This is a genomic window from Peribacillus sedimenti (genome assembly GCF_046237635.1).
GTDB classification, from domain to species: Bacteria; Bacillota; Bacilli; order Bacillales; family DSM-1321; genus Peribacillus; species Peribacillus sedimenti.
The window spans coordinates 2,631,220-2,654,536 of sequence record NZ_CP143547.1; the positions used below are offsets into that span (position 1 = coordinate 2,631,220).

General features: G+C 38.9%; 26 protein-coding genes and 1 riboswitch. Of the genes, 8 read left to right on the top strand and 18 right to left on the bottom strand.

The window, feature by feature from the left end; translation table 11 throughout:
* Window positions 1-208: 208 nt before the first annotated feature.
* Window positions 209-478 (bottom strand): hypothetical protein, encoded by a 270-nt coding sequence (locus V1500_RS13035; protein ID WP_409299803.1) that lies wholly within the window; start codon window positions 476-478, stop codon window positions 209-211.
* 490 nt (window positions 479-968) lie between these two features.
* Entirely contained in the window at window positions 969-1,187 is a 219-nt protein-coding gene (locus tag V1500_RS13040; RefSeq protein ID WP_409299804.1) for a hypothetical protein, read from the bottom strand.
* Between the two features lie 273 nt (window positions 1,188-1,460).
* Between V1500_RS13040 and V1500_RS13045 the strand changes: the two genes are divergently transcribed.
* Window positions 1,461-1,601, top strand: a complete 141-nt coding sequence (locus V1500_RS13045; RefSeq protein WP_409299805.1) for a hypothetical protein — start codon at window positions 1,461-1,463, stop codon at window positions 1,599-1,601.
* Window positions 1,602-1,671: 70 nt separating this feature from the next.
* Here V1500_RS13045 and V1500_RS13050 read toward each other — a convergent pair whose 3' ends face one another.
* Window positions 1,672-2,514 (bottom strand): ABC transporter permease subunit, encoded by an 843-nt coding sequence (locus V1500_RS13050; RefSeq protein ID WP_409299807.1) that lies wholly within the window; start codon window positions 2,512-2,514, stop codon window positions 1,672-1,674.
* A complete protein-coding gene (locus tag V1500_RS13055) occupies window positions 2,507-3,406 on the bottom strand; it encodes an ABC transporter ATP-binding protein (RefSeq protein WP_409299809.1) in 900 nt (299 codons plus the stop codon). The genes V1500_RS13050 and V1500_RS13055 overlap by 8 nt, the downstream gene beginning before the upstream one ends.
* 481 nt (window positions 3,407-3,887) lie before the next feature.
* Between V1500_RS13055 and V1500_RS13060 the strand changes: the two genes are divergently transcribed.
* Window positions 3,888-5,108: an MFS transporter gene (locus V1500_RS13060; protein ID WP_409299811.1), complete on the top strand. Its 1,221-nt coding sequence runs from the start codon at window positions 3,888-3,890 to the stop codon at window positions 5,106-5,108.
* Window positions 5,109-5,346: 238 nt separating this feature from the next.
* Here the strand turns inward: V1500_RS13060 and V1500_RS13065 are convergent, their stop codons facing one another.
* The 4 genes from V1500_RS13065 to queC form a co-directional block, all read right to left on the bottom strand.
* Window positions 5,347-5,580: a DnaJ family domain-containing protein gene (locus V1500_RS13065; protein WP_409305980.1), complete on the bottom strand. Its 234-nt coding sequence runs from the start codon at window positions 5,578-5,580 to the stop codon at window positions 5,347-5,349.
* 228 nt (window positions 5,581-5,808) lie between these two features.
* Window positions 5,809-6,537 (bottom strand): 7-carboxy-7-deazaguanine synthase QueE, encoded by a 729-nt coding sequence (queE, locus tag V1500_RS13070; RefSeq protein WP_409299813.1) that lies wholly within the window; start codon window positions 6,535-6,537, stop codon window positions 5,809-5,811.
* Window positions 6,530-7,006, bottom strand: coding sequence for a 6-carboxytetrahydropterin synthase QueD (gene queD, locus V1500_RS13075; protein WP_409299815.1), 477 nt, complete (start codon window positions 7,004-7,006; stop codon window positions 6,530-6,532). The genes queE and queD overlap by 8 nt, the downstream gene beginning before the upstream one ends.
* A 4-nt stretch (window positions 7,007-7,010) precedes the next feature.
* Window positions 7,011-7,670 (bottom strand): 7-cyano-7-deazaguanine synthase QueC, encoded by a 660-nt coding sequence (gene queC, locus V1500_RS13080; RefSeq protein WP_409299817.1) that lies wholly within the window; start codon window positions 7,668-7,670, stop codon window positions 7,011-7,013.
* Window positions 7,671-7,721: 51 nt separating this feature from the next.
* Window positions 7,722-7,764: riboswitch (PreQ1 riboswitch) on the bottom strand.
* Window positions 7,765-8,125: 361 nt separating this feature from the next.
* On the opposite strand from queC, the gene V1500_RS13085 reads away from it, so the two are divergent.
* Together V1500_RS13085 and V1500_RS13090 are read left to right on the top strand one after the other, a co-directional pair.
* Window positions 8,126-8,680, top strand: a complete 555-nt coding sequence (locus V1500_RS13085) for an RNA polymerase sigma factor (RefSeq protein WP_409299819.1) — start codon at window positions 8,126-8,128, stop codon at window positions 8,678-8,680.
* On the top strand, window positions 8,637-9,290 hold the full coding sequence (locus V1500_RS13090; RefSeq protein ID WP_409299821.1) for a hypothetical protein: 654 nt from the start codon (window positions 8,637-8,639) through the stop codon (window positions 9,288-9,290). The genes V1500_RS13085 and V1500_RS13090 overlap by 44 nt, the downstream gene beginning before the upstream one ends.
* Window positions 9,291-9,779: 489 nt before the next feature.
* Here V1500_RS13090 and V1500_RS13095 read toward each other — a convergent pair whose 3' ends face one another.
* The 3 genes from V1500_RS13095 to V1500_RS13105 all read right to left on the bottom strand — a co-directional run bounded on the left by V1500_RS13095 (window position 9,780) and on the right by V1500_RS13105 (window position 13,141).
* Window positions 9,780-11,375, bottom strand: coding sequence for a catalase (locus tag V1500_RS13095; protein ID WP_409305981.1), 1,596 nt, complete (start codon window positions 11,373-11,375; stop codon window positions 9,780-9,782).
* Window positions 11,376-11,696: 321 nt separating this feature from the next.
* Window positions 11,697-11,867 carry a hypothetical protein gene (locus V1500_RS13100; protein WP_409299822.1) on the bottom strand — a complete coding sequence of 57 codons (171 nt, stop codon included), beginning with the start codon at window positions 11,865-11,867 and terminating at the stop codon, window positions 11,697-11,699.
* A 347-nt stretch (window positions 11,868-12,214) separates the two neighbouring features.
* Window positions 12,215-13,141 (bottom strand): VanW family protein, encoded by a 927-nt coding sequence (locus tag V1500_RS13105; protein WP_409299824.1) that lies wholly within the window; start codon window positions 13,139-13,141, stop codon window positions 12,215-12,217.
* A 386-nt stretch (window positions 13,142-13,527) separates the two neighbouring features.
* On the opposite strand from V1500_RS13105, the gene V1500_RS13110 reads away from it, so the two are divergent.
* Complete coding sequence (locus tag V1500_RS13110) at window positions 13,528-14,010, top strand: MerR family transcriptional regulator (protein ID WP_409299826.1); 483 nt, start codon at window positions 13,528-13,530, stop codon at window positions 14,008-14,010.
* Window positions 14,011-14,043: 33 nt separating this feature from the next.
* Here V1500_RS13110 and V1500_RS13115 read toward each other — a convergent pair whose 3' ends face one another.
* The 3 genes from V1500_RS13115 to V1500_RS13125 are packed head-to-tail and all read right to left on the bottom strand — an operon-like array spanning window position 14,044 to window position 15,712.
* Window positions 14,044-14,391 (bottom strand): YrdB family protein, encoded by a 348-nt coding sequence (locus tag V1500_RS13115; RefSeq protein ID WP_409299827.1) that lies wholly within the window; start codon window positions 14,389-14,391, stop codon window positions 14,044-14,046.
* Window positions 14,392-14,409: 18 nt separating this feature from the next.
* Entirely contained in the window at window positions 14,410-14,982 is a 573-nt protein-coding gene (locus tag V1500_RS13120) for a TetR/AcrR family transcriptional regulator (RefSeq protein WP_409299829.1), read from the bottom strand.
* A 16-nt stretch (window positions 14,983-14,998) separates the two neighbouring features.
* Window positions 14,999-15,712, bottom strand: a complete 714-nt coding sequence (locus tag V1500_RS13125) for an MBL fold metallo-hydrolase (RefSeq protein WP_409305982.1) — start codon at window positions 15,710-15,712, stop codon at window positions 14,999-15,001.
* Window positions 15,713-16,236: 524 nt separating this feature from the next.
* On the opposite strand from V1500_RS13125, the gene V1500_RS13130 reads away from it, so the two are divergent.
* Window positions 16,237-17,466: a hypothetical protein gene (locus V1500_RS13130; RefSeq protein WP_409299830.1), complete on the top strand. Its 1,230-nt coding sequence runs from the start codon at window positions 16,237-16,239 to the stop codon at window positions 17,464-17,466.
* Window positions 17,467-17,589: 123 nt separating this feature from the next.
* Here V1500_RS13130 and V1500_RS13135 read toward each other — a convergent pair whose 3' ends face one another.
* Window positions 17,590-17,898: a hypothetical protein gene (locus V1500_RS13135; RefSeq protein WP_409299832.1), complete on the bottom strand. Its 309-nt coding sequence runs from the start codon at window positions 17,896-17,898 to the stop codon at window positions 17,590-17,592.
* A gap of 550 nt (window positions 17,899-18,448) precedes the next feature.
* Between V1500_RS13135 and V1500_RS13140 the strand changes: the two genes are divergently transcribed.
* Entirely contained in the window at window positions 18,449-19,159 is a 711-nt protein-coding gene (locus V1500_RS13140; protein ID WP_409299833.1) for a hypothetical protein, read from the top strand.
* 404 nt (window positions 19,160-19,563) lie between these two features.
* Here V1500_RS13140 and V1500_RS13145 read toward each other — a convergent pair whose 3' ends face one another.
* Both V1500_RS13145 and V1500_RS13150 read right to left on the bottom strand, forming a co-directional pair.
* Entirely contained in the window at window positions 19,564-20,613 is a 1,050-nt protein-coding gene (locus V1500_RS13145; RefSeq protein WP_409299834.1) for a P1 family peptidase, read from the bottom strand.
* A gap of 111 nt (window positions 20,614-20,724) precedes the next feature.
* The gene (locus V1500_RS13150; protein WP_409299836.1) at window positions 20,725-21,687 is read right to left on the bottom strand and encodes a helix-turn-helix transcriptional regulator; all 963 of its coding nucleotides are present in this window, start codon (window positions 21,685-21,687) and stop codon (window positions 20,725-20,727) included.
* 95 nt (window positions 21,688-21,782) lie between these two features.
* On the opposite strand from V1500_RS13150, the gene V1500_RS13155 reads away from it, so the two are divergent.
* A complete protein-coding gene (locus tag V1500_RS13155) occupies window positions 21,783-22,661 on the top strand; it encodes an SDR family oxidoreductase (protein ID WP_409299837.1) in 879 nt (292 codons plus the stop codon).
* 299 nt (window positions 22,662-22,960) lie between these two features.
* Here the strand turns inward: V1500_RS13155 and V1500_RS13160 are convergent, their stop codons facing one another.
* Window positions 22,961-23,164, bottom strand: coding sequence for a hypothetical protein (locus tag V1500_RS13160; RefSeq protein ID WP_409299839.1), 204 nt, complete (start codon window positions 23,162-23,164; stop codon window positions 22,961-22,963).
* Window positions 23,165-23,317 lie beyond the last annotated feature (153 nt).

Consider the following 23,317-nt stretch of genomic DNA (forward strand, 5'->3'; position numbering starts at 1 on the left):
TCATGAAAAGCAACATTCTTTCCAAGAAAAAGGGAAGTGCCTGGCGGGGCACTTCCCTTTTTCTTGTTTGTGTGGCTGCCTGAACTGCAAATACCTATCATCTTTTCCGTTCGTTGGGTCATCGGATTTTTTTCACGGGCCTCTAGACCGAGAAGTCAATCAAGCGCTGAACAGATTTTCACAGAAGTGATGCTGCGCCAGCAAGATTTTACAAAAATGGACTAAATGTTCCTACAAGAGTTGTAAAGAAGCTGGTGTCTATTTTTCCTAAACAGGATAGGACAATGAAAACTATGGTAATCACCAACACAAATGACGCTTTAGCAAAGTTTAGCACACTTTGGCTTAACAGGTGGGTTGAATTCATGTCCTTCTTTTTGGCAGTTGGTTTTTTTGTTTTTTCTTTAGAAGCGGACTGTTTTCGTGCGGCCTTTGAAACGATGGACTTTGTAGACTTTAAATTAAAAAGTGGTCTCATCAGTTTGACCCTCCGCTTATTCAAATTTTTTAGACGAAAAGACGAGTATTCTGACCCAACTATTCCATATTTTCAAAATGTTATTTCATGGAAGATTAGGAACTACCATAATTTTACCATGTCCATATGTAAGATGAATAAGACTTATTTCCTGTATCAAATTGGGAAAATTCTTGTCGACCATTGATAATTTCAGTCTGAAATCTTGTAAGAAAAATCGTTGTTTTTGTTACTAGCATACTTTCAAAGTACAGAAGGAGTACACTTCTCTCTTTTTAGCGAAATTTAGCCGATTTTCATGCCTTTTCTGTAAAATTAATGATTTTTTATCTATACTCTACGACAAAAAAAGTTAGGAAAAATTCCTAACTCTCCACTTAGCTTTTCAGTTGCTCTGAAAAAATTGAAAACTACATCCATTATAACTGCCAGATTATGTCATTGTTAATAAAAGTTCACACAGGCCTCCATTAATAATGACTTCTCCATATTATTGATTTTGATTATTATTCATATTTGTAATTTTATTTGTTGTTTTGTCAATGGCCTCTGCGGTTTGATCAACAGCATTCATTGCCACATTTTCAGTGGCCTGGATCGTATTTTGTGCAGCATCAAAAGCAACACCCGCACCATCCTTAATTCTGTCCGCTACGTTCTGCGCCATGCCCTGCTTATCCTGGTTTTGGTTTTGATTTTCATTTGTCATATTATCACCTCCTGCACTACATCATAGGATGTGTAAAATATCTTAAAACTATTCTATATAAAGATCAGTCAATGACTAAAAAGTCTCCGTGCCTATATTAAATTGGCAAACTGTTTCTGTACAAAAAAGTCAAAACAGTTTGCCTTTTGTTAACTGTTTGAAATATAATCCTATTATAGGTATATTTACATAGGAAAAAAGACCTTCTTATGTTTAATATTCAATTCACCCAAAGAAATTCCTTTTTAATGAAAAAACTAAGGAGATGGAATTATGGAACAAAAACCACAGCACTATGACGGGAGCGGTTTATTGAAACCGATTACACACGAAGGGGTTCAATCAAAACCAGTTTTTACAGATGATATAAGGAAACTTGTGAGCTGTAATCCATATCACATCATTCTGAAATAATTACAACTAATAATTATAATCACAAAAGCCCCTGTATTGCCGGCTATCCAGCAATACAGGGGCTGTTTTATTAATGGATCTGGCTCTCAAATAAAGAATTTCTCTTATTATAGCGCGTAATGACTTTTAAAAGCAGGTAATTTCCGAGAAATAAGGAAGCTCCAATCAATATCAGGATAACAGGACTTAAAAAAAACAAGCCGCTTACCTGACTTACAAAGATCGCTATAACAGGAAAAACCATAACCCCTCCGAATTGTTGAGCCTCCTGGAACGTCTTTACTTTTGCTGATACAAGAACATTTAACAAAATGTTAAAAATGATCAAAGCCGGAATCACCCAGAGCAATAAAATAAGCCAAATATGATTTAACAAAATGATTCGCGAAAAAGCTGAATAAGTAAGTATGTTTACGATAACTGCATTAGCAATAAATGCACCGTAAGCAAGGATTAAAGTCGGAATTAATGATGCTAAGACCTTTCCCAAAAATAGATCATTTACAGAAATAGGAGCGAATAAGAGACTTTCAAGTGTCTTTCTTTCCTTTTCACCCGCAAAACTGCTTGCGGAAATAACCATAGAATGAATAATCGATGTCATAAGGAAGAAAGGTATTAACATGAAATGCAAGAAGTAATAAACGAATTTCTCTCCCAGCGTGGGGAGCTCGTCTAGAGTGGACCTCATATCCTCAACTGGGAAATTGTCAATTGCAGATTGTATAGGTTTTTCTAAATCCTCCGCTGATTTGTTCAGAAGATCCGTATGTACTCCTATAAAGGAAATAACGGCAGGAATTAAAATACACAAAACAAATGACAAAATTACCATGGGAATCCAGAGCTTCTTTGATCGTACAATTCCCCTGATATCCTTTTCGGCTATTGCAATTATAATTTGTTTATTCATTATGGTCACCTGCTATTTTGAAATATAGTGCCTCAAGGCTCCTGTTGGTAATTTCACAAGAGTGTACCCAACTCTCCTGTAGAATCTCATTCAACAGCGTAGATATCTCAGATTTTGCGGATAGCGCAAATTCAATCTTTTGTTGGCCTTTTCTTTCGAATTTATAACCTTTGTAGGTATCGCCATCTACACGAAGTCCTGTTTCTACCAACAATCTAATCCTATCAAGATATTTTTCTTCTAATTCTTCTTTTGTGCCTGAGTCTATGATACGCCCTTTTTTAAGGAAAAGGTATGAGTCGCAAATGCTTTCTAATTGGTGCAGAACATGGGAGCATATTAAGATGGTTACCTTTTCTTCCATGTTCACTTTTTTCAAATAATAAATGACTGAATTAATTCCATCCGGATCCAGTCCATTTGTCGGCTCATCCAAAAAAAGAAGCTTAGGTTTGTGCAATAAGGCTTTTGCCAGGGAAACTCTTTTCTTCATACCGGTCGAAAATGTCCCAACTAAACGATTTTTTACCGGCAGCATATCAAATTGGTCCAGCAAGTATGTGATTCTTTTATAGTCCGCCTTTCCGTAAACCTTGGAGAAAAAGACAAGGTTTTCCCAAGCAGTCATTTCATGATATAGAGAGGCGCTTTCAGTAACGATGCCTGCTCTTTTTCTAATTTCATTGCCTTTCTCCGCCGGATTATATCCCATAACCGATATCTTTCCATCATTTGGATCAATGACGCCATTCAACAGCCTTATGATCGTTGTTTTGCCTGCCCCGTTTGGACCAAGCAGCCCTGTTATACTCCCTTCTTTAATTGTAAAAGAAACATTATGCAGGATTTCAGTTTCTTTAATTGCCTTGCTTACATCGTTCACTATAATCATCTGATTTCCTCCGCCTCAACTTACATACATATACCAATTGTTTTTAACATCCTTCACCATTAATTAATGCATATTGGGTGTTCGGAATGTCTGCCTTTTTATTCAGTAGTGTAATAGTCCTGATTACGATTATACTATTTTATTCCATCTAATATCGACGTTTATTATGATCACCATGATTAATTCCCTATCTTTACAATAGAATACACTTCCTCGTACCTTCCACTATTAATCAGAATGATGGTATTTTTCATCCATTCTTTACTCTTACTTGTTCCATATAATGTTTGACCAAATTTTTTCTTCGCTTTTGTTGTACTTAAACCGAACTTGTATTTGTCACGAAGCCTGGATTTATGGCTCTCAGAAAGAATTTTTCCAAAATTTCGTAAAACATCTTTTCATTTTTAACAAATTGCATTATCATCTAATTAGTTAATTATCTAATTAGATGATTATGAAAATTCAGGGGGCCATTCGGATGCTGCATTCTTTTCAGGAAGAAAAAATATATCAAAGATTATTTATGGCTGGATTAGTTAATGGAATTGGCGATCGTTTTAGCCAGGTAGCATTGCTGACTTTGCTGCTCCAGTTAACCGGTTCAGGCTTAACTGTCGGAATTACGCTTGCATTAAGAATGCTTCCGTTTCTTTTGTTCGGTCCCTTCAGCAGTTATCTTGCCAGAAAATATACAAGGAAATATTTGCTTATGGTTACGGATGCAGTCAGAGCTGTAGTCGCATTATCCTTCATGTTTGTCCGAAGCCCTGACGATTTTTGGGTTGTCTATATAGGCACGTTCTTGCTAGCTGCGGGTGAAGCTTTGTATGCGCCTGTAAGAAAGGCAAGCATTCCTGCCATTATACATTCACGAAATATCAAGGAGGTTAATTCCTGGGAGCAGGTACAGACAGGTTTTGTTTTAATTTTTGGCGCGTTAGCCGGAGGGTTGGTGTCGTTTCTATTTGGGACCCAAGCTGCCTTTGCTGTAAACATCCTGTCCTTCTTTATATCCGCGTTATTTATTCGTTCTATCCCTTCTCTTGATTCCCCGCAGACAAATGAGGAAGATAATAGGAAGGGCATGAATAAAGAAGCCTTTTTTCCATATGTAATTGCGTCATCATTTGTCCTGATTATGGTCGCTTTTGAAACCATTGTTCCGTTAATCAATGGAATTGAAAATGTACTGTTAAGTGTATATGCTGTGGAAACTTTTCATGCGGGAGATTTAGGGGTTGGAATTCTATACAGTGTTCTGGGTACAGGATTTATAATTAGCCCGCTTATAACAAAATGGATTACAGGAAAATTTTTGATGTTTGGATTCATATGTTTATCCATGGAAGGTGTCATCCTTTCCTTAATCAGCCAGACTCATTCATTCATGGCAGTCGTCACGCTTTTTGGTATTTTAACAATTTTTGGTGCTGTAGGAAATACACTTACGGACACAGCTGTCATGAACAATATTCCCTCTAAATGGCTGAGCAGCTATTTTGCGCTCACCGCAACGATATCGAATACTGGTATAGGTGTGTCAATGTTTCTTACTGGACTTCTGCTGGAATCTGTCAAACCAAGGGCAATGGGTTTATTTGGAGGATTACTATACTTGTCCTCTGGATGTGTCTTTTTAATCTTGCATGGAATTCTGCACTTCTTTAACAAGAATGCTGTTTTAGCGGGGCATAAATAAAAGTACGCCTATGCCAATGTGGAAACGGCGTATTCATATACTTGACCATCTTATTGGGTTTATCATTTTTCCACTCAATGGATTTGCAAGGGCTTATTTTATATTTGAATCCTTATAGTCAGGCTCCAAAGTATGGCTGATAAAGAATTTATTAAATCCTTACATAGATTTCAGATACTGTTGTTCGATGTTTTCATGTGTAATCAAGCTACGCTGCATATTAGATGGACAAGAGAAATTATATTTTTTTTATTATGATATTAACTTCATCGATCCAATTATATAGTTCCGACTCTATAGAGCTATTCTTATTGCTAATAATGTTTCGGATTTTGTTTCTTATTTCCGATTGCAAAGCAATCCATGGAGGTTTAAATCCTGAATCCTTGGCAATTTTCACAAAATGGTCGTTTACATTTCCTTTGAATAATTTTCTCGGAAGCGGTTTGCCAAATCCGGGATTGTGTTTCAGAAGGTCATCTCAGTTATAGTCATTAGATATTTTGTCCATCTAATCTACACGATTCGATTTTCATTCATTCGAATAGCTCCCTTACTTAATTCCCTCTTTCCTAAAATATACAGATATTAAAGAAATGAACTTTTTTACAAATTATGAAAATCCTCGGATTCTCGTTTTTATAAAAAGACATCTGTTTGTAATATCAAGGAATATTACTCACAGATGCCTTTTTTTATTTTATACCCCTCTTTTATTGCCCCAAATGAAGGTGTGCAGCTGAGGAAGTACTTTTACATTATTCAATTCGTGATCAACCATAGTCTTGTCAATAAGCCACTCGTATTTATTAAGCAGATTGCTAACCAGCTTTTGATTGTCAGTTGTGATTATATCATCATTTCCTACTGAAAGGAAAAAAGGTATTTCTGGATAGCGATGATGGACCATTTTTGCATATTCGTAATCCTTATCATCAAATACTACAACCTTAAGGCTTACATTATGCTGAAAATTCCTTTCCTTTAAGTTTAGGAATATTTGGTCCAGGATTCCGAAATCGGTAACCATAGTAGAGCTTGGAGGTTTAGGTGAAATAGTTAGTTCATCGATATCGATGAACCAATCCTGCCAGCGGCTTCCCTGTGTTTCCAGGCCAATCTTTATTTCCTTTTCCTTTAACAGGCTAATCAAGCTGCCAAGATTTTTCAATAATGCCGGATTTCCGCCTGATATGGTTACAAAGGAAAAACTATTGCCTCCCAGTCTCTCGAGTTGCTGCCATACCTCTTCTGATGTCATTTGGATTATATCGTCTTTTCCTGTTCCATCCCAAGTAAACGCTGAATCACACCAGGCACATGAATAATCACAGCCTGCAGTACGGATAAACATTGTCTTTTGTCCGATCACCATCCCTTCTCCCTGAATTGTAGGGCCGAATATCTCCATAACCGGAATCTTATTCAATCTCCATCCACTCCCGTTTTGCCTCTGCATAGCTTGTAGGGGTTTCGTACAGACGGACAAATTCAACTCGTGCTCCATCATATTGATTCTCTCTAGCTTTTAATGCTTCAGACATTTTTTCATAAATCCATACCACCATATTTTCTGCGGTAGTATTCATTGAAGGAAGCGTTTCATTTAAATACCTATGATCGAGGAATATTTCTATGTCCTGCTTCCAAATCTCTTTGATATCGCCGAAATCTATCATCAATCCTCTTTGATCAACAAAACCGCTGATTCCAAAGATGACTTTATATGTGTGGCCATGAAGATTTTTACATTTTCCATCATAGCAATGCAAATGATGGGCAGCATCAAATGAAAACTCCTTGCTTACCAATACCCTTTTATGATGGTATTTCAATTGTTCTGGCTTGATATCCTCATTTAGCTTTTGGAGTTTATCCACTATTCTGAATCCGTACATAATATCAAAACTCCTTCCTTGTCTGCAAATATTCTTCCAGTCCCTTTTGACGCAGCTTGCATGCTGGACATTCTCCACATCCATCTGCAATGATTCCGTTATAGCAAGTGAGCGTTTTTTCACGTACAAAATCAAACGCTCCAAGCTGGTCTGCCATCTGCCAGGTTTCCGCTTTATTAAGCCACATCAATGGAGTGTGGATCACAAATGGGTAATCCATGGACAAATTCAGGGTTACATTCAATGATTTGATAAATGAGTCCCGGCAATCAGGGTATCCGCTAAAATCTGTTTCACAAACACCTGTGATGATATGCTTTGCATTGATTTGCCGTGCGAGAACCCCGGCAAATGATAAGAACAGCAAATTTCTTCCGGGAACAAATGTGGAAGGAAGTTCCCCTTCCTCTCCGTCCCTTACCTCGATTTCATCTCTCGTTAAAGCATTCGGGGCAAGCTGATTCAACAAAGACATATCTAAAATATGATGCTTAATGCCAAGCTCTTTGGTAATATTTTTAGCGCATTCAATTTCAAGACTATGTCTTTGATTATAATCAAAAGTAACTGCTTCAATATGTTCAAACCTGTCTTTCGCCCAGAACAGACATGTAGTACTATCCTGTCCTCCACTAAACACAACTACAGCACGTTCATTTTTCATTGGTAAATTACTCCTTTACAAACGAAAAAACAGCACACTAAAGAGGTACTGTTTTCCTTAGTTTTTTTGAGAGGGTAGCTAGAACCTCTTTTACAATCCGTTATTCAGCTATTATTACAATGTATTATTCTATCATAATTTTAGACCTAATATATACTTTTTTCTTACTAAATCTGTATTGAAATCCATATCTACATTCTTGAATAACTGATTTCTGTTATTGCTCAGGACCTTTAATCTGTAATGCTGGCCGGTTATTAACCGCTGGTATTTTGAGGCGTTTCACCCTGCATGTGACAATCCCGGATTTTCAAAGTGATCCTAGCCACAGCCTTACAGTCCATTTGCCTTGATATAATTAGGTCAATAAAAATAATCCTAAACTTTTTTAAATGATGATATTTTAACCGATATTATACGTCTAATAGATAAGTAAGGTTTGGAGGTGTATGAAAATGGACAAAAAAAGGCTGATACACCAATGGTACGAAACATATCATCAGGATACATATAATTTTTTAGTTTACTATATCGGTTCCAGGGATGTTGAGGATTTGGTCCAGGAGGTGTTCATAAAGGCTTTTCAGAAACTGGAGAAATATGAAAGCCGTTCTGAACCTAAAACTTGGCTGCTTGCAATTTCAAGAAATGTCGCTATTGATTTTTTCAGGAAAAACAAAGCACATTACTTTTTGCCAGAAAGTTTTTTGTACCATATGAGTTCCAGGGATAAAAATCCTCAGGAACTCCTTTTAGAAGATGAAACAAAGAATGAATTATATCGACTGATAAATCAATTAAAACCAACGTACCGGGATATAATCATCCTTCGAGGGATCATGGAACTCACGCCGGATGAGGTCGCTTCGGTAGTAAATTGGAGTAAAACCCGGGTGAATCTCACATTTCACCGTGCGATAGGAGCGCTAAAGAAGAGTTCACTAATAAACATGGGAGGGAATCATAATGAACCGGTTAGTGAAAGAGAATCTATTAAACCAATTGAATAACTTTCCTCAGCATTCCATGTCACATGTAAAAGAAGTAGAAATTGCCAAGAACCTAGAAAACTATTTATCTACAGCAGAACGTACACCGAATGTATGGAAAAATGTTAAGAGAGTTTTTCATCCCGTGTTAAGTATTGCCCTGTTTTTATTATTCACAGGTGGACTTTCCTACTATACATTGCAAACGGCTGATATTGCTGAAAAACCGAAAACAGGGACAACTCCTGCCATATTCAATGGAAATTACTTTGGAACTAATTATAAATTTACGATCACCGGTCTAGATGATATGAAATTAAAGCAGCTGGAAAACGGCTGGATAGAGTTTTTTTATAACCAAAAACATGTTGGCGGCATTCAAGTATTAAACTCGGAACAAATGGAAAATGACATTAACAAACAGAATATTTTCAGCAATGATGTCTTAAATGGATACCAATACCCGGGGAGACGGACAGTGGATCACCAAAAAAGAATGAATGTTACTCAAATTGTAAGTTATTATTTTTTTTCCGCCAAAACAAACCTTAATTATAAAGTATACTTCTATACACCTGATTTAAATGAAAACAATGCAGACAAAATAGCCAGGAGCTTCAGGATTAAATAATATCCGGGCCTAAGAAGAATCACACTGTTGAAACGCGAGGGATAATCTTGCTTGTCTACATTCTATTGATATAGGCCATATCTGTGTCAATGGATTTCCGTTTCAGGCGCTTCTCTTTCCGTGTGGCAGGGATGAGCCAATCGGTGTCACGCGTTTGTTACGAAGATTGACAGACTTTCAACTTATGATGAACGATACCAATCGTTTAAAACCCTGAGGGAGATAAAGCATCGTAGGTGGAGGCATATCTTATTTTCGCTGCTATTAATTTAAAGAAATTGGTCCATGGGACATCAAGTGAACCAGTAACGGTCTAAAAATCAAAGCCAGAAGGCTTGAATCCCTTGCCCTTATTGTTAAAAAGACAAGCGTGAATGACAAAGAGGCTCGGTATGTCTTCAATGCGAGCCCCTTTTGTCCACAATCCGAGCCCCCCATTTTATCACTAAGAGGGCTTGCTTCCCTAATGACCGTTTTCTTACTTTTATCTTAATATGGATCCGCTTCGTGGCCCATATTCTTGGAATCCCTGGTGGCCTTGTCTGCTTGAGCTGAACTAGTGTGTTCTGCCCTGGTTTCTTCTCTAGCTTTTGCGAGCCCTTCAGCAACACGCCGGCCATAATCAGGGTCAGCCTTTGTAAAGTTATCAATCATCTGTTCCTGGATATGGACTTTACAAACTTTCAAGGCGTCTACAAGATTGCTGACCAGCTCATCTTTTTCCCAATCCTCAAAGTTTCGGTATGTCTCTCCAGCCTGTCCAAAATTATTAGTCCGCTCTATGCTTTCACGTACCAAATTTGCATTATAATGCGGTTCATGGACTTTTCCAACCTGCTCAGCTTCTTTCAGACCACCAAGAGTAGAAGGCTCATAATCTACATGCGGGTTCTGGTCCGGAGCCCTATCCACTCGGTATAGCATTTTTCCGCCCCACAGGTTTGTGGCAAACCTTTTCTTTGGCGCATTGATCGGGATCTGCTGATAATTTGTCCCTACACGATACCTTTGCGTGTCGGAGTAAGAAAACGTCCGGCCCTGGAGCAGTTTGTCATCAGAAAAGTCTAATCCATCCACAAGCACACCAGTACCAAAAGCGGCCTGTTCCACTTCTGCGTGATAATTTTCCGGATTTTTATTCAGTACCATTTTCCCGACCGGCAAGAACGGAAACTTATCTGTTGGCCAGAGCTTTGTTGGATCAAGGGGGTCAAAATTAAGTTCTGGATGCTCTTCGTCGCTCATGACCTGTACAAACAGCTCCCACTCTGGATAATCACCCCGTTCTATTGCTTCGTATAAATCCTGCGTGGCATGGTTTGTCGTTTTGGACTGTATTTGCTCTGCTTCTTTTTGAGTAAGGTTTTTAATTGGATGTTTTAAAGGCTCCCAATGATATTTTACAAGGACAGCTTCGCCTTCTTTGTTCACCCATTTATATGTATTTACTCCAGATCCTTGCATCTGCCTATAATTTGCTGGGATGCCCCAAGGTGAAAATACAAAGGTGATCATATGCGTTGCCTCGGGAGATTGTGATACAAAATCGAACATTCTTTCCGGGTCTGGCAGCATTGATACAGGATCCGGCTTAAATGCATGAATCATATCCGGAAACTTGATTGGATCCCTTATAAAAAAAATCTTAAGGTTGTTTCCGACTAGATCCCAGTTTCCATCCTCGGTGTAAAATTTAACGGCAAATCCCCTTGGGTCCCTTGCTGTTTCCGATGACTCCCTTGCACCAATTACGGTAGAGAATCTAACAAACACTGGTGTCTGCTTCCCGGCACCTTCAAATACTTTTGCACGGGTATACTTTGATACAGGTTCATCGCCTACTTTTCCATAGGTTTCAAAATAGCCATGGGCCCCGGCTCCGCGTGCATGCACAACACGTTCAGGGATTCGCTCGCGGTCAAAATGAGTGATTTTCTCTAGGAAATCATAATTCTCTAATGTAATGGGCCCTCTGTTCCCAACAGTCCTTACATTTTGATTATCAGTCACAGGATGTCCTTGCCGGTTTGTCAGCGTATCTTGATTTTCTCCGGTACCCAATCGTTCATCAGCCGGACTTCCCATTCCTTCGACATTAGTCCCGTAATTGCCTTCGTTTTCCTTGCCATGTTCCATATATGGGATCCTCCCTCTCTGTTGGATTTTTACATTGTTCCTTGCAGCCCATTAATACTGTTGTAGTACTAAGAACCTGCCTTGCTACCTCATATATTATGGAGTAAGTCCACACAAATTATTCCAACCCACTTTAAATTTTCCAATAAGATGTTTTCAAATTGGATTAATTTACTCTGCAACTATCTTTAAATTAATCAGAAAGAGGCCGTTAATTCTGCATGAAATAAGCAGCCAAGATTGGCTGCTTCATTTTGTTTCTCACGGAATTTAATTGTCGTTACCATAATCAGTTTTAATGCGGTTTTCATTTGGGTTGTCTCCCATGTCTTCATAGAAATCCAGGTTGTTTGTACTATTTGCGGTTTCTGCAGCAAATTCTTCCCCTTGTTTCCTTTCAGCTTTCGTTTTACCAACGACTTCTCTGCTATTATTGTTCATCTGATTAAACCTCCTATAAAAGTTATTCATATCTTACATAGCCTAAAATATCTTATATAAACTTCGTTTGACCTGAGTGTTTACATGAAAGTAATCAGGTAATGGCCTTTCAGCTGTTTACATGAAAGTAATCAGGTTATGGCCTTTCAGCTGTTTACATGAACTTCATCCATTATGCGATCACAATTAGTTCTATTTCTTAAGTGAGTACTTGGCAGGAGCAGAATCTTATTGAGATAGAGAGAAAGCTATTGATGCAGAAACAAAAATAATTGCCCATGTTAAAACAAAAAGAAAAAACGATCCTTTTTCGAGAATCGTTATCTTTTAATTTAGGATTTTCACTTTTATGAATTTTCGGCCGCCCGAACCTGGACCTCTATTGTTCCGGCATTCTTATCAACAATTGTTTTTATAATAACCGGATAATTTTTAGTATTTACAAACTTAAAATCTTTGCCTCCATATGACACGGTTGCATCCCTTTTCTCAGAGACATAGCCTACATGCTTGGAATGGTGATGCAATTCTATGATTCCGAGACCTGCTTTATCGATTGCATTATAAAGAGTGCTGGAGGTCTGGCAGATACCGCCGCCTATTCCATCCACAAGCTCTTTATTCACAATTTCCATCGCTTTCTGATATCCTCTTTCTTCCGTTCTTTCACCCACTATAAGATTATAATAGAACCGGTCTCCAGGCCCGAGCACAACATTATTGATGGCCTGAGATGAAAGCTGTATATTGGTAACCCGTCCAGTTACAGAAGGGTCGAATTTTGTGACATAGCTTGCCAATAATACTTTATCGATATTCCTCGTACTGGATGATGTTACATTCGGTTTCGTTATATCGAGAGGAATAGATAATGTCATTTTAAATGCACTTGGGTTGATAAGTTCACTCACAAGCGCCTTCTTATCCAACACAATGCGCGGCTTTCCAGGAACCAATTGACCATCCGGGCCTAATTTAGCCGGAACCATCGCCTGGTCATACTTTTCTTCCAGACTCTCAGCAATTGCTTCCGCGTTATCCCTATTACTGATGGAACTAGCTTTTAATCTTTGAATTTCTTTCCCGTTACTTGGATCTATTAAAATAACATCCGGATTTGATGGCGTTTTAGCTGATAGAACAATGCTACTATCAGCATGGTTTGCAACAGGTACATTTTCACTGCTAGATTGAATTGCTGAATAATTTGAACCCCATAAAACTAACCCACTTACAACAATTGCTGACGATGTCAAAAGTAGCCCTTTTCTCAATTGTCCCCACCCGCTATTTCAGAAATTTTCTCATCGCTGGAATAATATCTATCTATTTGATTACTACAATAGAAGCATCCAAGATTTATATTCGATTCCAAATAAGTATATTCGTACTATACCTTACCAGTACCTGCAATTTCTAGTAATTTTCGTATGACAAATTATTACCAATTCTGAATAGTTCTTTGGACCCTTGCTTCCCATCTAAGACATTAGAAAACGCGTTAGAGAGCATCACAAATAAGTTTTATTTTTTTGCAGACTCTAAAATTTTTGCTGAAGAAAAAATCGTTTCTCTAGATTTAGCGAAAATGAACATGTTTTGTCAGATGCAAGGATTCCTGGTGATAAACGGGGAATTAATTCAGGTAGGAGGTGATAGAATGAATACAAGCGCCGTGGCACGATTATTGGGTGTTTCTACTAGTACCATTCAGCGGTGGGTCAAGCAGCACAATATACATGTGGATCGCAATGATCATGGCCATTACTTATTCAACGAAGAAACCGTCCGACAGTTGAAGAATATTCAAAATCACACAGGCAGCCACACGGTATACCCGGAAATATCATCGGCTCTTGAACCAATATACTCTCTAAATATAGAAGAAGTCATGTTTAAACTGGAGAACTTAGAAAAAGCTCTGGATGAAAAAGCCGATTCGGTTGTTTCCTACCAGCTGCTGCAGCATCGAAAGGAAATCGAAGAAATGCAAAAACAAATAGATTCGCTAGAAGCACGGATTAACAAGCTTGAAGCTGAAAAAGATCAATCGGACCCATCGGAAAACATATTATTGTCTAATCAAAACACGCAAAGGCGGAAGAAACATAATAAATTTATGAACATGTTCTTTGGTATTTAAAGCACAGCGAGGTATAAGGGCTGTGCTGTCTTGTCATTGATCCCATACTGCCATCAGAACCTTATTGACAATGAAGATTAACCCTAAAAACAGTGCGAAACTATTGTTTGATAACACTATCAGAAAAATAATCGGCAGCCCAAAGAAAATTAATTCCAGCAAGAAATGGGGAACTGGATTTAGTTGAATCAAGGCATGAGGTGCTCCCAAAACTCCCCATACTGTGGCAAAAAAAAGCGGAATGCCAATAGCTAAAAGCCATCTTAAAAACCCTGTATTCCCGAGAGAATATCCCCAATAACCTGATATGATGAGAACCACGAGTTCGCTAATGAATCTAAGGAATATGTTTGCCATTTGAACAAAAAAAAGAACTGACATGCGTAAATCTCCCTTTCCTTACTTTGTTTTCAAAGACTTCATTCCTGACAAGAATGTGTTTACTGTAAGAGAAATGCTTTTATCTATATCCAATGGCATTCCAAACCCGCCTGCCATTTCAATAGCAGCAAAGCCATGCAGGATGCTCCGCAATCCCCTTACCATATGCAATATGTGTTCTCTCTCAAATCCGTAAATGTCTAAAACCTTAATAACAAGCTGGACAATGGCGTTCTGTGCATCATGAAGTTCCGGGTCATTCTTATCGGCAGCCCGATTTGAAGCATCATAGAGTCCGGGGTTCATACGGGCAAAATCGACGTATGCCCTGCTTACGGAATAGACCGCTTCATCCCCGGAAAGACCAATGGCTGAGCGCAGCATCGAATTGTATAGCTTTTTTAGCCCATAAATGGCAAGTTTTTGCCGCAGATCCTGCAGACCATTCACATGATTATATAACGAAGGTGTTTTTATATTTAGTTCCTTTGCAAGAGTACCCATAGAGATATGTTCCAGTCCCTCCTGATTTAGCAGGTGGGCAGCAGTTTCAAGTATGGTGTCTAACTGTAATCCTATTCTTGGTGACAACTTTTTTCCTCCTTTGTCAGGCTAATTGAAGCTTCTGTTCACTTTGTTTTATGGCAAACGAAATGTGTTGAGATGGATTTACAAGCATATTTCCGTGTCCTGTTGCCAGTAAGGATGGTGTGTATCCAAGTATTTTTTTTGCACTTTGAAGTGCCACTATTTTATTCCAGGTTGCCATGGCAGGAAATGGAAACAAGGGCCTCATTGTCCCTGAAACTGCGATTCCCCCTCTTGTCTGGAATGCATCTCCGGCAATCAAGCTTCCGTTCCTGGTATCAAATAAGGATATGGAACCCGGTGTATGTCCAGGTGTATAAATTACCTCAAGGAATCCAATTCGATCACCTTCGGCCAGTAATGTATCAGGTCTTGTTGTGATTCCTTTAGGAATTCCGCCCCTGATTGGGGTATTGGGTTCACCGGGTAATAATTCCGTTTTCCCGTCCAGTAAAAGTGCATCCCTATGTGAAAGGCTAACTTCTGCACCTGGATGACTGGCTTTTATAAAGTCCAAAGCACCGATATGGTCTTGATGTGCGTGAGTAAGCACAATATGTTTCAATGGTTTTCCTATTCGATTTACTGTTTCCAATATTTTTTTGGCGCTAAAAGGCAAAGCAGCATCCACTAATGTCAATCCATTTTCCTCTTCTACAAGATAACAGTTAACCGGGAATAAATTCGTCAAAAACGAGAGTTGGTACACAGTTCCTTTTTTTAATACACGCATCACAAACCAAGCTCCTTTCATTTGGTAACTATTGTAATTAATATATTAACTAATCATATTAGTTTTAGCAACAAGAAATGTAAATTTTTACAAAGGACCCTTTCAAGGAGAGGGACCTTCAAAACTACATTTCATGTCTTGCGCCATTTGCAGCCGAATTAATCTGGCCCGTTTATATATGCAAATCCTATAGAGAAAAATCTCATAAAAAACTGCATAAAGATTCTTCATTTAGGCGATGAAAGACAAAGGTGAGTGAAGAATCAGTTTCTAAATAATTTATATAGAATTTTCTTATATACCAGTGCTATTTGTATTAAGCCCCTGTAAACCATAAAAATTCCCCTAACCCTTTCAAATTTTTTCGATTCTGGCAGTACTATAGCCATTTTTAGTGTCTTAACATTTTTTGCGGACAAGTAGGTATGAGCCGAAGCGGATCTCCAAACAATGAATAAAATATTTCATCGGGACAAGATTGGATAGCCATTTGGAGATATAACTATTGTGAAAGGAGTATTCATTTGGAAGTAGGTCCAATTAATGCGTTAAATGGATTTCCCACTTGGTATAAAGATGAGAATGGATTACGATTGCAATTAAACGTAAACCCTAATGACCCATTTTCAGGTATTACACCAGCTGATTTACCTAATCCGGCACAGCCTGTTTCTTTTCCAGCGAATTTTCCGAGTGAGGGATTTTATCTTTTGGGTGAAGCCGAAATGGAAACCGGATCTGGCGGGAGGGCGAGGCTGGTTTTAGCATTAGAGGCTGCGTTTATTAGTGAGATACCTAGAGATAGTGATCAAATTGTATTTGGGCGCGTTCGCATCCGTGTTGACGGTTTACAGCCAAACACCAAGTATACAGTCACACACCCTTATGGTGTTGAGACTTTCATTGCTGACCCAGATAGAAGAGGTTTTGGAGAAATAAATTTTACTGAAGATATTGGAGGATTATGCGGGGCGAATTTTGAACTGGCATTGACCAGCCGTATTCACCCATTTTTACGATGGGATCCTACCGTGGCACCAGCAGCTCCGGAAGGATATCTTGGCGACCCCAATGTACTGCATCCTGTCATAGGAAGTCCGTTAGTTGATCGTTTTGGTCAACCTCAAAATATATTTAGGATCGAGGGGCCCGGTATAGGAATTGGGTCACCAGATCGTTCAACTTCACCAGGCATTAATCCAAACAACTGTATTGAAACCAGAAATTTTTCAATTTTAGGCAGAATTTCTACTGTCTCTGGTGTAGATGTTTCCAGAACAACCTATACGCAAAGCGAAAATTCTGGAGGGTTTATTGATGTATTTGCTAAGTCCGATGATACTCCACAACAAATAGAGGTGTCGGGCTCAGGTATTGTCCCAACTTTTCTAAAAGGTGAAAATGGACTTTATTTTGCTCATATTTCGTACACAGGTGAAATACCACCTAGTGTAGTAACGGTCAGAAATATAACTGATGGTCCGGAAAGTATAAAAGGAGCAGTCCCAGTTGACTTTATAACAGCTACTGCTATTTATGACAATGTCACACAATTGTTAAAAGTCGAAGCATCATCAAGTGATTCGATCAATCCAATCAATCTTAGCATAAGAGACTTTGGATTGGGAGATTTACCTATTCCTGCTGATGGTGTGCTGTTATTAAATCTTACTAACGTTCCAGCAAATGTTCATATTCAGTCAACTGCCGGCGGCCATAAAATCATCCCTGTAATTGTTACAGGAGGAATATGAACAAACTTTTTTTGAACTTCAGATTTAACACCACCTTAAATTTAAAAATCTATCTGGCAGCATTTATTTAAGCACCCATACGCCAGTGTATTGAAAAGAACCTGGAAAAATCCAGGTTCTGATCTACAAGTATTTTGGTGCTTCTGCCAGAGAATGGGCATCATCTTCTCTTTTGTGAGCGAAATCAGTACCTAACAGTGACTGTTCTTGATATGTTGTTACACTGGATAAATCATCATCCTGTGTTTTCGCTCCGCCATCTTGCTGCGATGTCGACGTTCTCTGGGTTTCGTTCTCTAGGGTCTGAGTTGTTTCAGAATCGACCAAAGATATGAGCATGTTCTTTGCCTTATTCCTTGACTCTTTATTTCTGAACAAATAAGCAGCAATCGCTACCAAAAAAGTACCCAGTATGGCATTCCGTGAGCCCATAGCTATCCTCCTTCCGCAAATGACTTTCTTGTATTTAATACCCAGTGAATTACACCCTAAACGGCTGATCTTTCCATAGATGCATAAGGAAGCAGTGCTTATCGTAAGTACTCTAACTTAATACAAATTTGCATTTTTTCCCTCCATTAGTTATGATCCCAGCAGATTAAGACACGCACTGGTCAATTCCACTATCCAATACATATCGACTATTAAAGGGCCTGTATAAAACCGTTATACTTTTTTTGTGATTCTTAACCAACATATATTCTCATCTGATGCTACTTGCTCAAATCCTTTGGTCTAAAACGCCATTATCCCCTCACTATTACTTGCAGCAAGAGATTTTAGCATGATACCCTGCTTGAGCAGGACAAAAAGCCGTCGGTTTTGTATATACTTCACTCCTGAAAATGAGTATATTTTTATTAATCTTATGACATAGGGGCGGAAGCATTTATTTAGTACCTTATCTATTTAAATAATCTCATTTTTACTTTCACTTGTTTTTCTGTAAAATGGGATTATTAGCATTGTAGGAGGATCCCGTATGTTTACCACAATCCCGCCAAAGGGTGATTTTATTCAATTTAATGATGAAAATGAACTTTTCCAAAAAACAAAGGATTGGGGCCTCGTATCTGCCTCAGCCAAAACCCCGAAGCATGAATTTGCCTTTAAGCGTGGTGCCACAGCCTATACTGTCGCAATAAAGGGGTATGAGCTTAATGGGGATCATGAAACCGCCGTGATTTCTTTTTCAAATGATGCTCTTCATTGCATTCATCCTTCATACTTAAAGGAAATGCAGAGCCCATCTTTCGGAAAGGAATCCATGATAATGGAAGCTGAACCAGCTCCGGACAATGAACTGCCTGAAGAAGGAAATGTTCCCGAAACAAAGATTTTAACTACACAGCGGAATGAAAAGGAAACAAAAAAGAAAACTGCTAAACCCAAGATTGATTTGCCTTCCGAAAAAGTTTCTTTTCAAGCAACGGTTAAAGAATTTACAACCAAATACAATCCTTTTAATGAAACCGAAGATGAAATTATGGTATTGGAACACGTAAAGATAGTAGGAGACCAGCAGGTTGATGTTGGAGAGGCCTGGTGCGGGTATAGTAATACACTAAAGAAAGCTGAGCTTGAAGTTGGTCAGGCAATTAAGTTTGATGCGAAAATAGTAGACCGCAAGCTAAACAAAGATATTAGATACAAGATTAACAATCCATCTAAGCTGACAAAAATTACAGAGTAAAAAAGGGCTAGTCAGCCCTTTTTTATTACTGTCTTTGAAGATCCCAATTATATCGGTAAACATCTTCGTCAGAATAGAGCTGGAAGCCGTGTGAATATTTTAAAATCATGGGCAGCACTATCAAATTAGCTTTTGACTTTCCAATGAAACTGAAACCCGTAGTATCCCCTCAATGTCTATTATTTAATCGTCAGCGGCTTTTTAGGCTGTGATCTGCATATATGGAACAGCCTCCTATATAGCTGTCTTCCATTCTTACCCTTCATTCTCACCATATTCATATTTCCTTATTTCCTCCAGAGCTGCGGGTTTGATTATGATCTCCACATTTTACAATAAAACATCTTATTTATATTTGTTTATCGTTTTTACCCGTACCTCAACCGCAGGCAAGGAATGTTACGCTAAGAAAACCAGGGATTAGCCTCTACCGTTCTCCCTTTTCTCCCTAGGGTAGGTTGTGCCTGGGCCATTGAATTCAGGATGGCTTCCTCTACAGATTCAGCGGCTGCGGCAAACAAATCATTCATTAAGGGATGGTCATCCCTTATCTGTTTCCTTGTTTCAAGGGCTCCGTCGGTGAAATGAGATATTTTATGGGCTGTTGAAAATGCAATGACAATATCTCCGCTTCCATTGCTAAAATGGCTTCCGGTCCTGCCAAGTCCAATCCCGCCCCGCTTGGCGACCCGTGAAAGCTGCCTGTGGCTTAAAGGTGCATCAGTGGCAAGGACAATAATAATGGATCCATCGGTTGGTTGTTTAATGTGCGGAGTTTCTTTCGGCCCTGTGCGGATATACTTGTCTGCTTGAAAATCCTCCTTTTTACCGAAATTACTTAAAACCAGACAGCCTACCGTATAGGTTTGCCTTTCCGACGAAATGGTTCGGGATGAAGATCCAATTCCTCCTTTATATCCAAAGCAAATCATACCCTTGCCTGCGCCGACTGCTCCTTCTTCTGCATTTGATGAAGAGGCATTGCGGATCGCTTCGATTGCATGTTCTGATTTAATCGGGAAAAGCCGTATTGAATTTAAGTAGCTATCATTGCACTCTCCGACCACAACGTTTATTGTTCCAGTGGATTCACCGATTTCCAGATTTTTTTCAAGCATGTATTCCAACGTCCCCTGCGTAACTGCTGGTACTGCAAAAGTGTTTGTCAGCATAATTGGAGATTCAAGCAATCCAAGTTCATTTATTTGGACCAGCCCGGCAGTTTTTCCAAAACCATTGATCACATAGCTGGCAGCAGCAACCTTATTCTTAAAAAGATTGTCACCGTGCGGGAGGATGGCTGTTATTCCAGTTGCCGCATATTCCGCTGACTGTTTATCCAGAGCATAATCAAGAGTGACATGCCCTACCATGATCCCTTCTATATCGGTGATGCAATTTTTTCTTCCTGTCTCTAAATTCCCCACAACAATCCCTTGCTCCCTAACCTTCATAAAAACCTCCTTAAAATCATCAGACGGCATTCGTACAAATAAATAGGGTGGAACCCCTACCCTTCTTAACCTGTTTAAATAGTATGAAATATAAATGTCCTGGTCCTTGGTTTATATTCTATGAAAATCCAGTGCAGCTTTAGCCTGGGCAATTACTTTCCCAGTGAGTTGTGCAGGCTGAATAATTTTTATTTTATTTGCAAAACCCAGAATAAACTCAACTGCTTCCTTTTCAGATTGAAAGGTAAGTGTCGCAGGTACCCATGTATCTTGATTTAAAACTTGATCTGCCCTAAATTGAACGAATTTGCCACTGAAACTGATCCGTCTATATGCCGCAGCCTCGATTTCTACGTCTACTTTGAAAACCGGCAGACTTTTAATGAAGTCTTTCTTGGAATTCCTCCAGTATTCTGCTAAATTGAATTGTTCGGGCCATTCGAATGACTCTTCCATTAATTCTGCAGATAAAATACGAGAAACTCTATAGTTCCGAATCTCTCCATCCCTAAGGGCAATAAGATACCATTTATTGCTTTGTGCGACCAATCCCAAGGGAGAGATAACACGCGACCGAGATGTACCATCGGTGCTTTCGTATAGAATACTTAATCGCCTGTTTTGAAAAAGGGCCATTTGCACAAACTGAAACGATTCAGCTTTTTCTTTCGATTGCCTCCACGTGCTTGAATCAATATAAACCCTTTCCCATAATTTCTGGGCTTCCTGCTGATAGGAACTGGGAAGAGCAGCCAACAATTTATTTCTGGTGTCCAGTGTTTCGTTTATATGTATACCAAGATCTTTAAGATGTTCTGCAGGCGGCGAAATAAATAGCGACTTTATTTCATCCAACTTCATTCCGCTCAACCGGCTCCTAAAATTATCTAACAGCCTCCAGCCTCCCTCTTTCCCTCTTTCCGACATGACAGGAATACCTAAGGCACTTAATGCCTCCATATCTCTGCTGATTGTCCTATCTGTGACCTCGAGACTTTCTGCAAGTTCCCGTGATGTCATCTTTCCGTTGTTCTGCAGCAAAATCATTATATTCATTAAGCGATCCGCTCTCATTCGAGTCCCCTCTTCCCATTTATTTTAAATAAGACAATGGGTGTCATATATAGAGTATAAACTACTTGTAACTGTATAAAAAGGAGTTGTATTTTATGAAAAAATTACAAGGAAAAGTTGCGGTAGTAGCCGGGGCGACCAGGGGTGCTGGACGAGGAATAGCCGCCATGCTTGGTGAAGCAGGTGCTATTGTTTACGTTACTGGCAGGAGTGTTAAGGGGCAATTGTCGTCAATGGGAAGGCCCGAAACAATTGAGGATACAGCCGAATTGGTAACTAAACGTGGCGGCATCGGTATTCCTGTAAGAGTTGACCATACCGTTGAAGAAGATGTAATTTCCTTATTCAATAGGATTGAACAAGAACAGAGTGGCAGGTTGGATATCCTGGTAAATGATATTTGGGGCGGCGATCCATTAACAGAGTGGAATGTGCCCTTTTGGAAGCATAACCTTCGAAATGGCTTGAAAATGCAAAAGCAGGCTGTTCATTCCCATATGTTAACAAGTTATTATGGTGTCCCTCTTATGGTGAAAAATAAAAAGGGTCTGGTAGTCGAAATAACAGACGGCCATAATTACGACTATAGGGGTAATTTGTATTACAGTCTTGCCAAGATATCTGCAATACATTTGGCTCAGTCAATGGCAAAGGACCTTCTGGAATATAATGTTACTTCGCTTGCAGTAACTCCCGGTTTTTTGCGGTCGGAGGCCATGCTTGAATTATTCGGTGTAACAGAGGAAAATTGGCGCGATGGAACAAAAACAGATCCACACTTCATTGCTTCAGAAACACCCTTTTTTGTAGGAAGAGCGGTTGCTGCGTTGGCGGCTGATCCACTTATATATAAAAAGACTGGCAAAGCGCTCAGTTCCTGGGAGCTTGCTAAAGAATACGATTTTTACGATATCGATGGGTCACAACCTGATTGGGGGAGCTACTATCGAGAAAATATCTTAGAGCTAAATTAAGTATGAAACAATAGAGATCTGTATTGATTTATCAGCAAGGTAACCTGAAATTGACACCATTAAAGCAGCGGATGATTGAAATTCGATTCCGCTGCTTTTCGATTGGAAAAGATGACGATTACAATCGGCTTAACGGAACACTGGTGTATTTTAACTTACTTTTCAATATGAAAAAGCATAGCAACTATCGAAACGCCTGCTGTGCTATGCTTGAATTTATGGTTTTTAATAGCCGTAAACTAAGAGAACGCCCTGGTAATGAAGTGCAGCATTGTTGCGTTCACAATCTTGATTTATTGTTACTTATTGGATAGAACGTTCGAAAACCATTTAAAGATAGGGTGTCTTTTTTTATCAACAATTCTGATTTCATCAATAATAATTTTTTCCTGATTGTCGCCAATCCATTTGTTTAAGGCTTGCTTATCTTTACAATGGGTTAGGTAAGTTTCTCCACCTTTACCTACGGCATTTACTACATATCTGCATGATGAGTTCCCCATAACTTAGCCCACCCTTATATATTGTGATGTAACAAAACACATTATATCAAGTTTGCTTAAGAAATCCACCCTTTTTATGTAAAATTTATGCTCAGGGGACTTGGTTTAAAAATTTAGTGGATTTTGCCTTATTATAGAAGGTTTACGAATGGG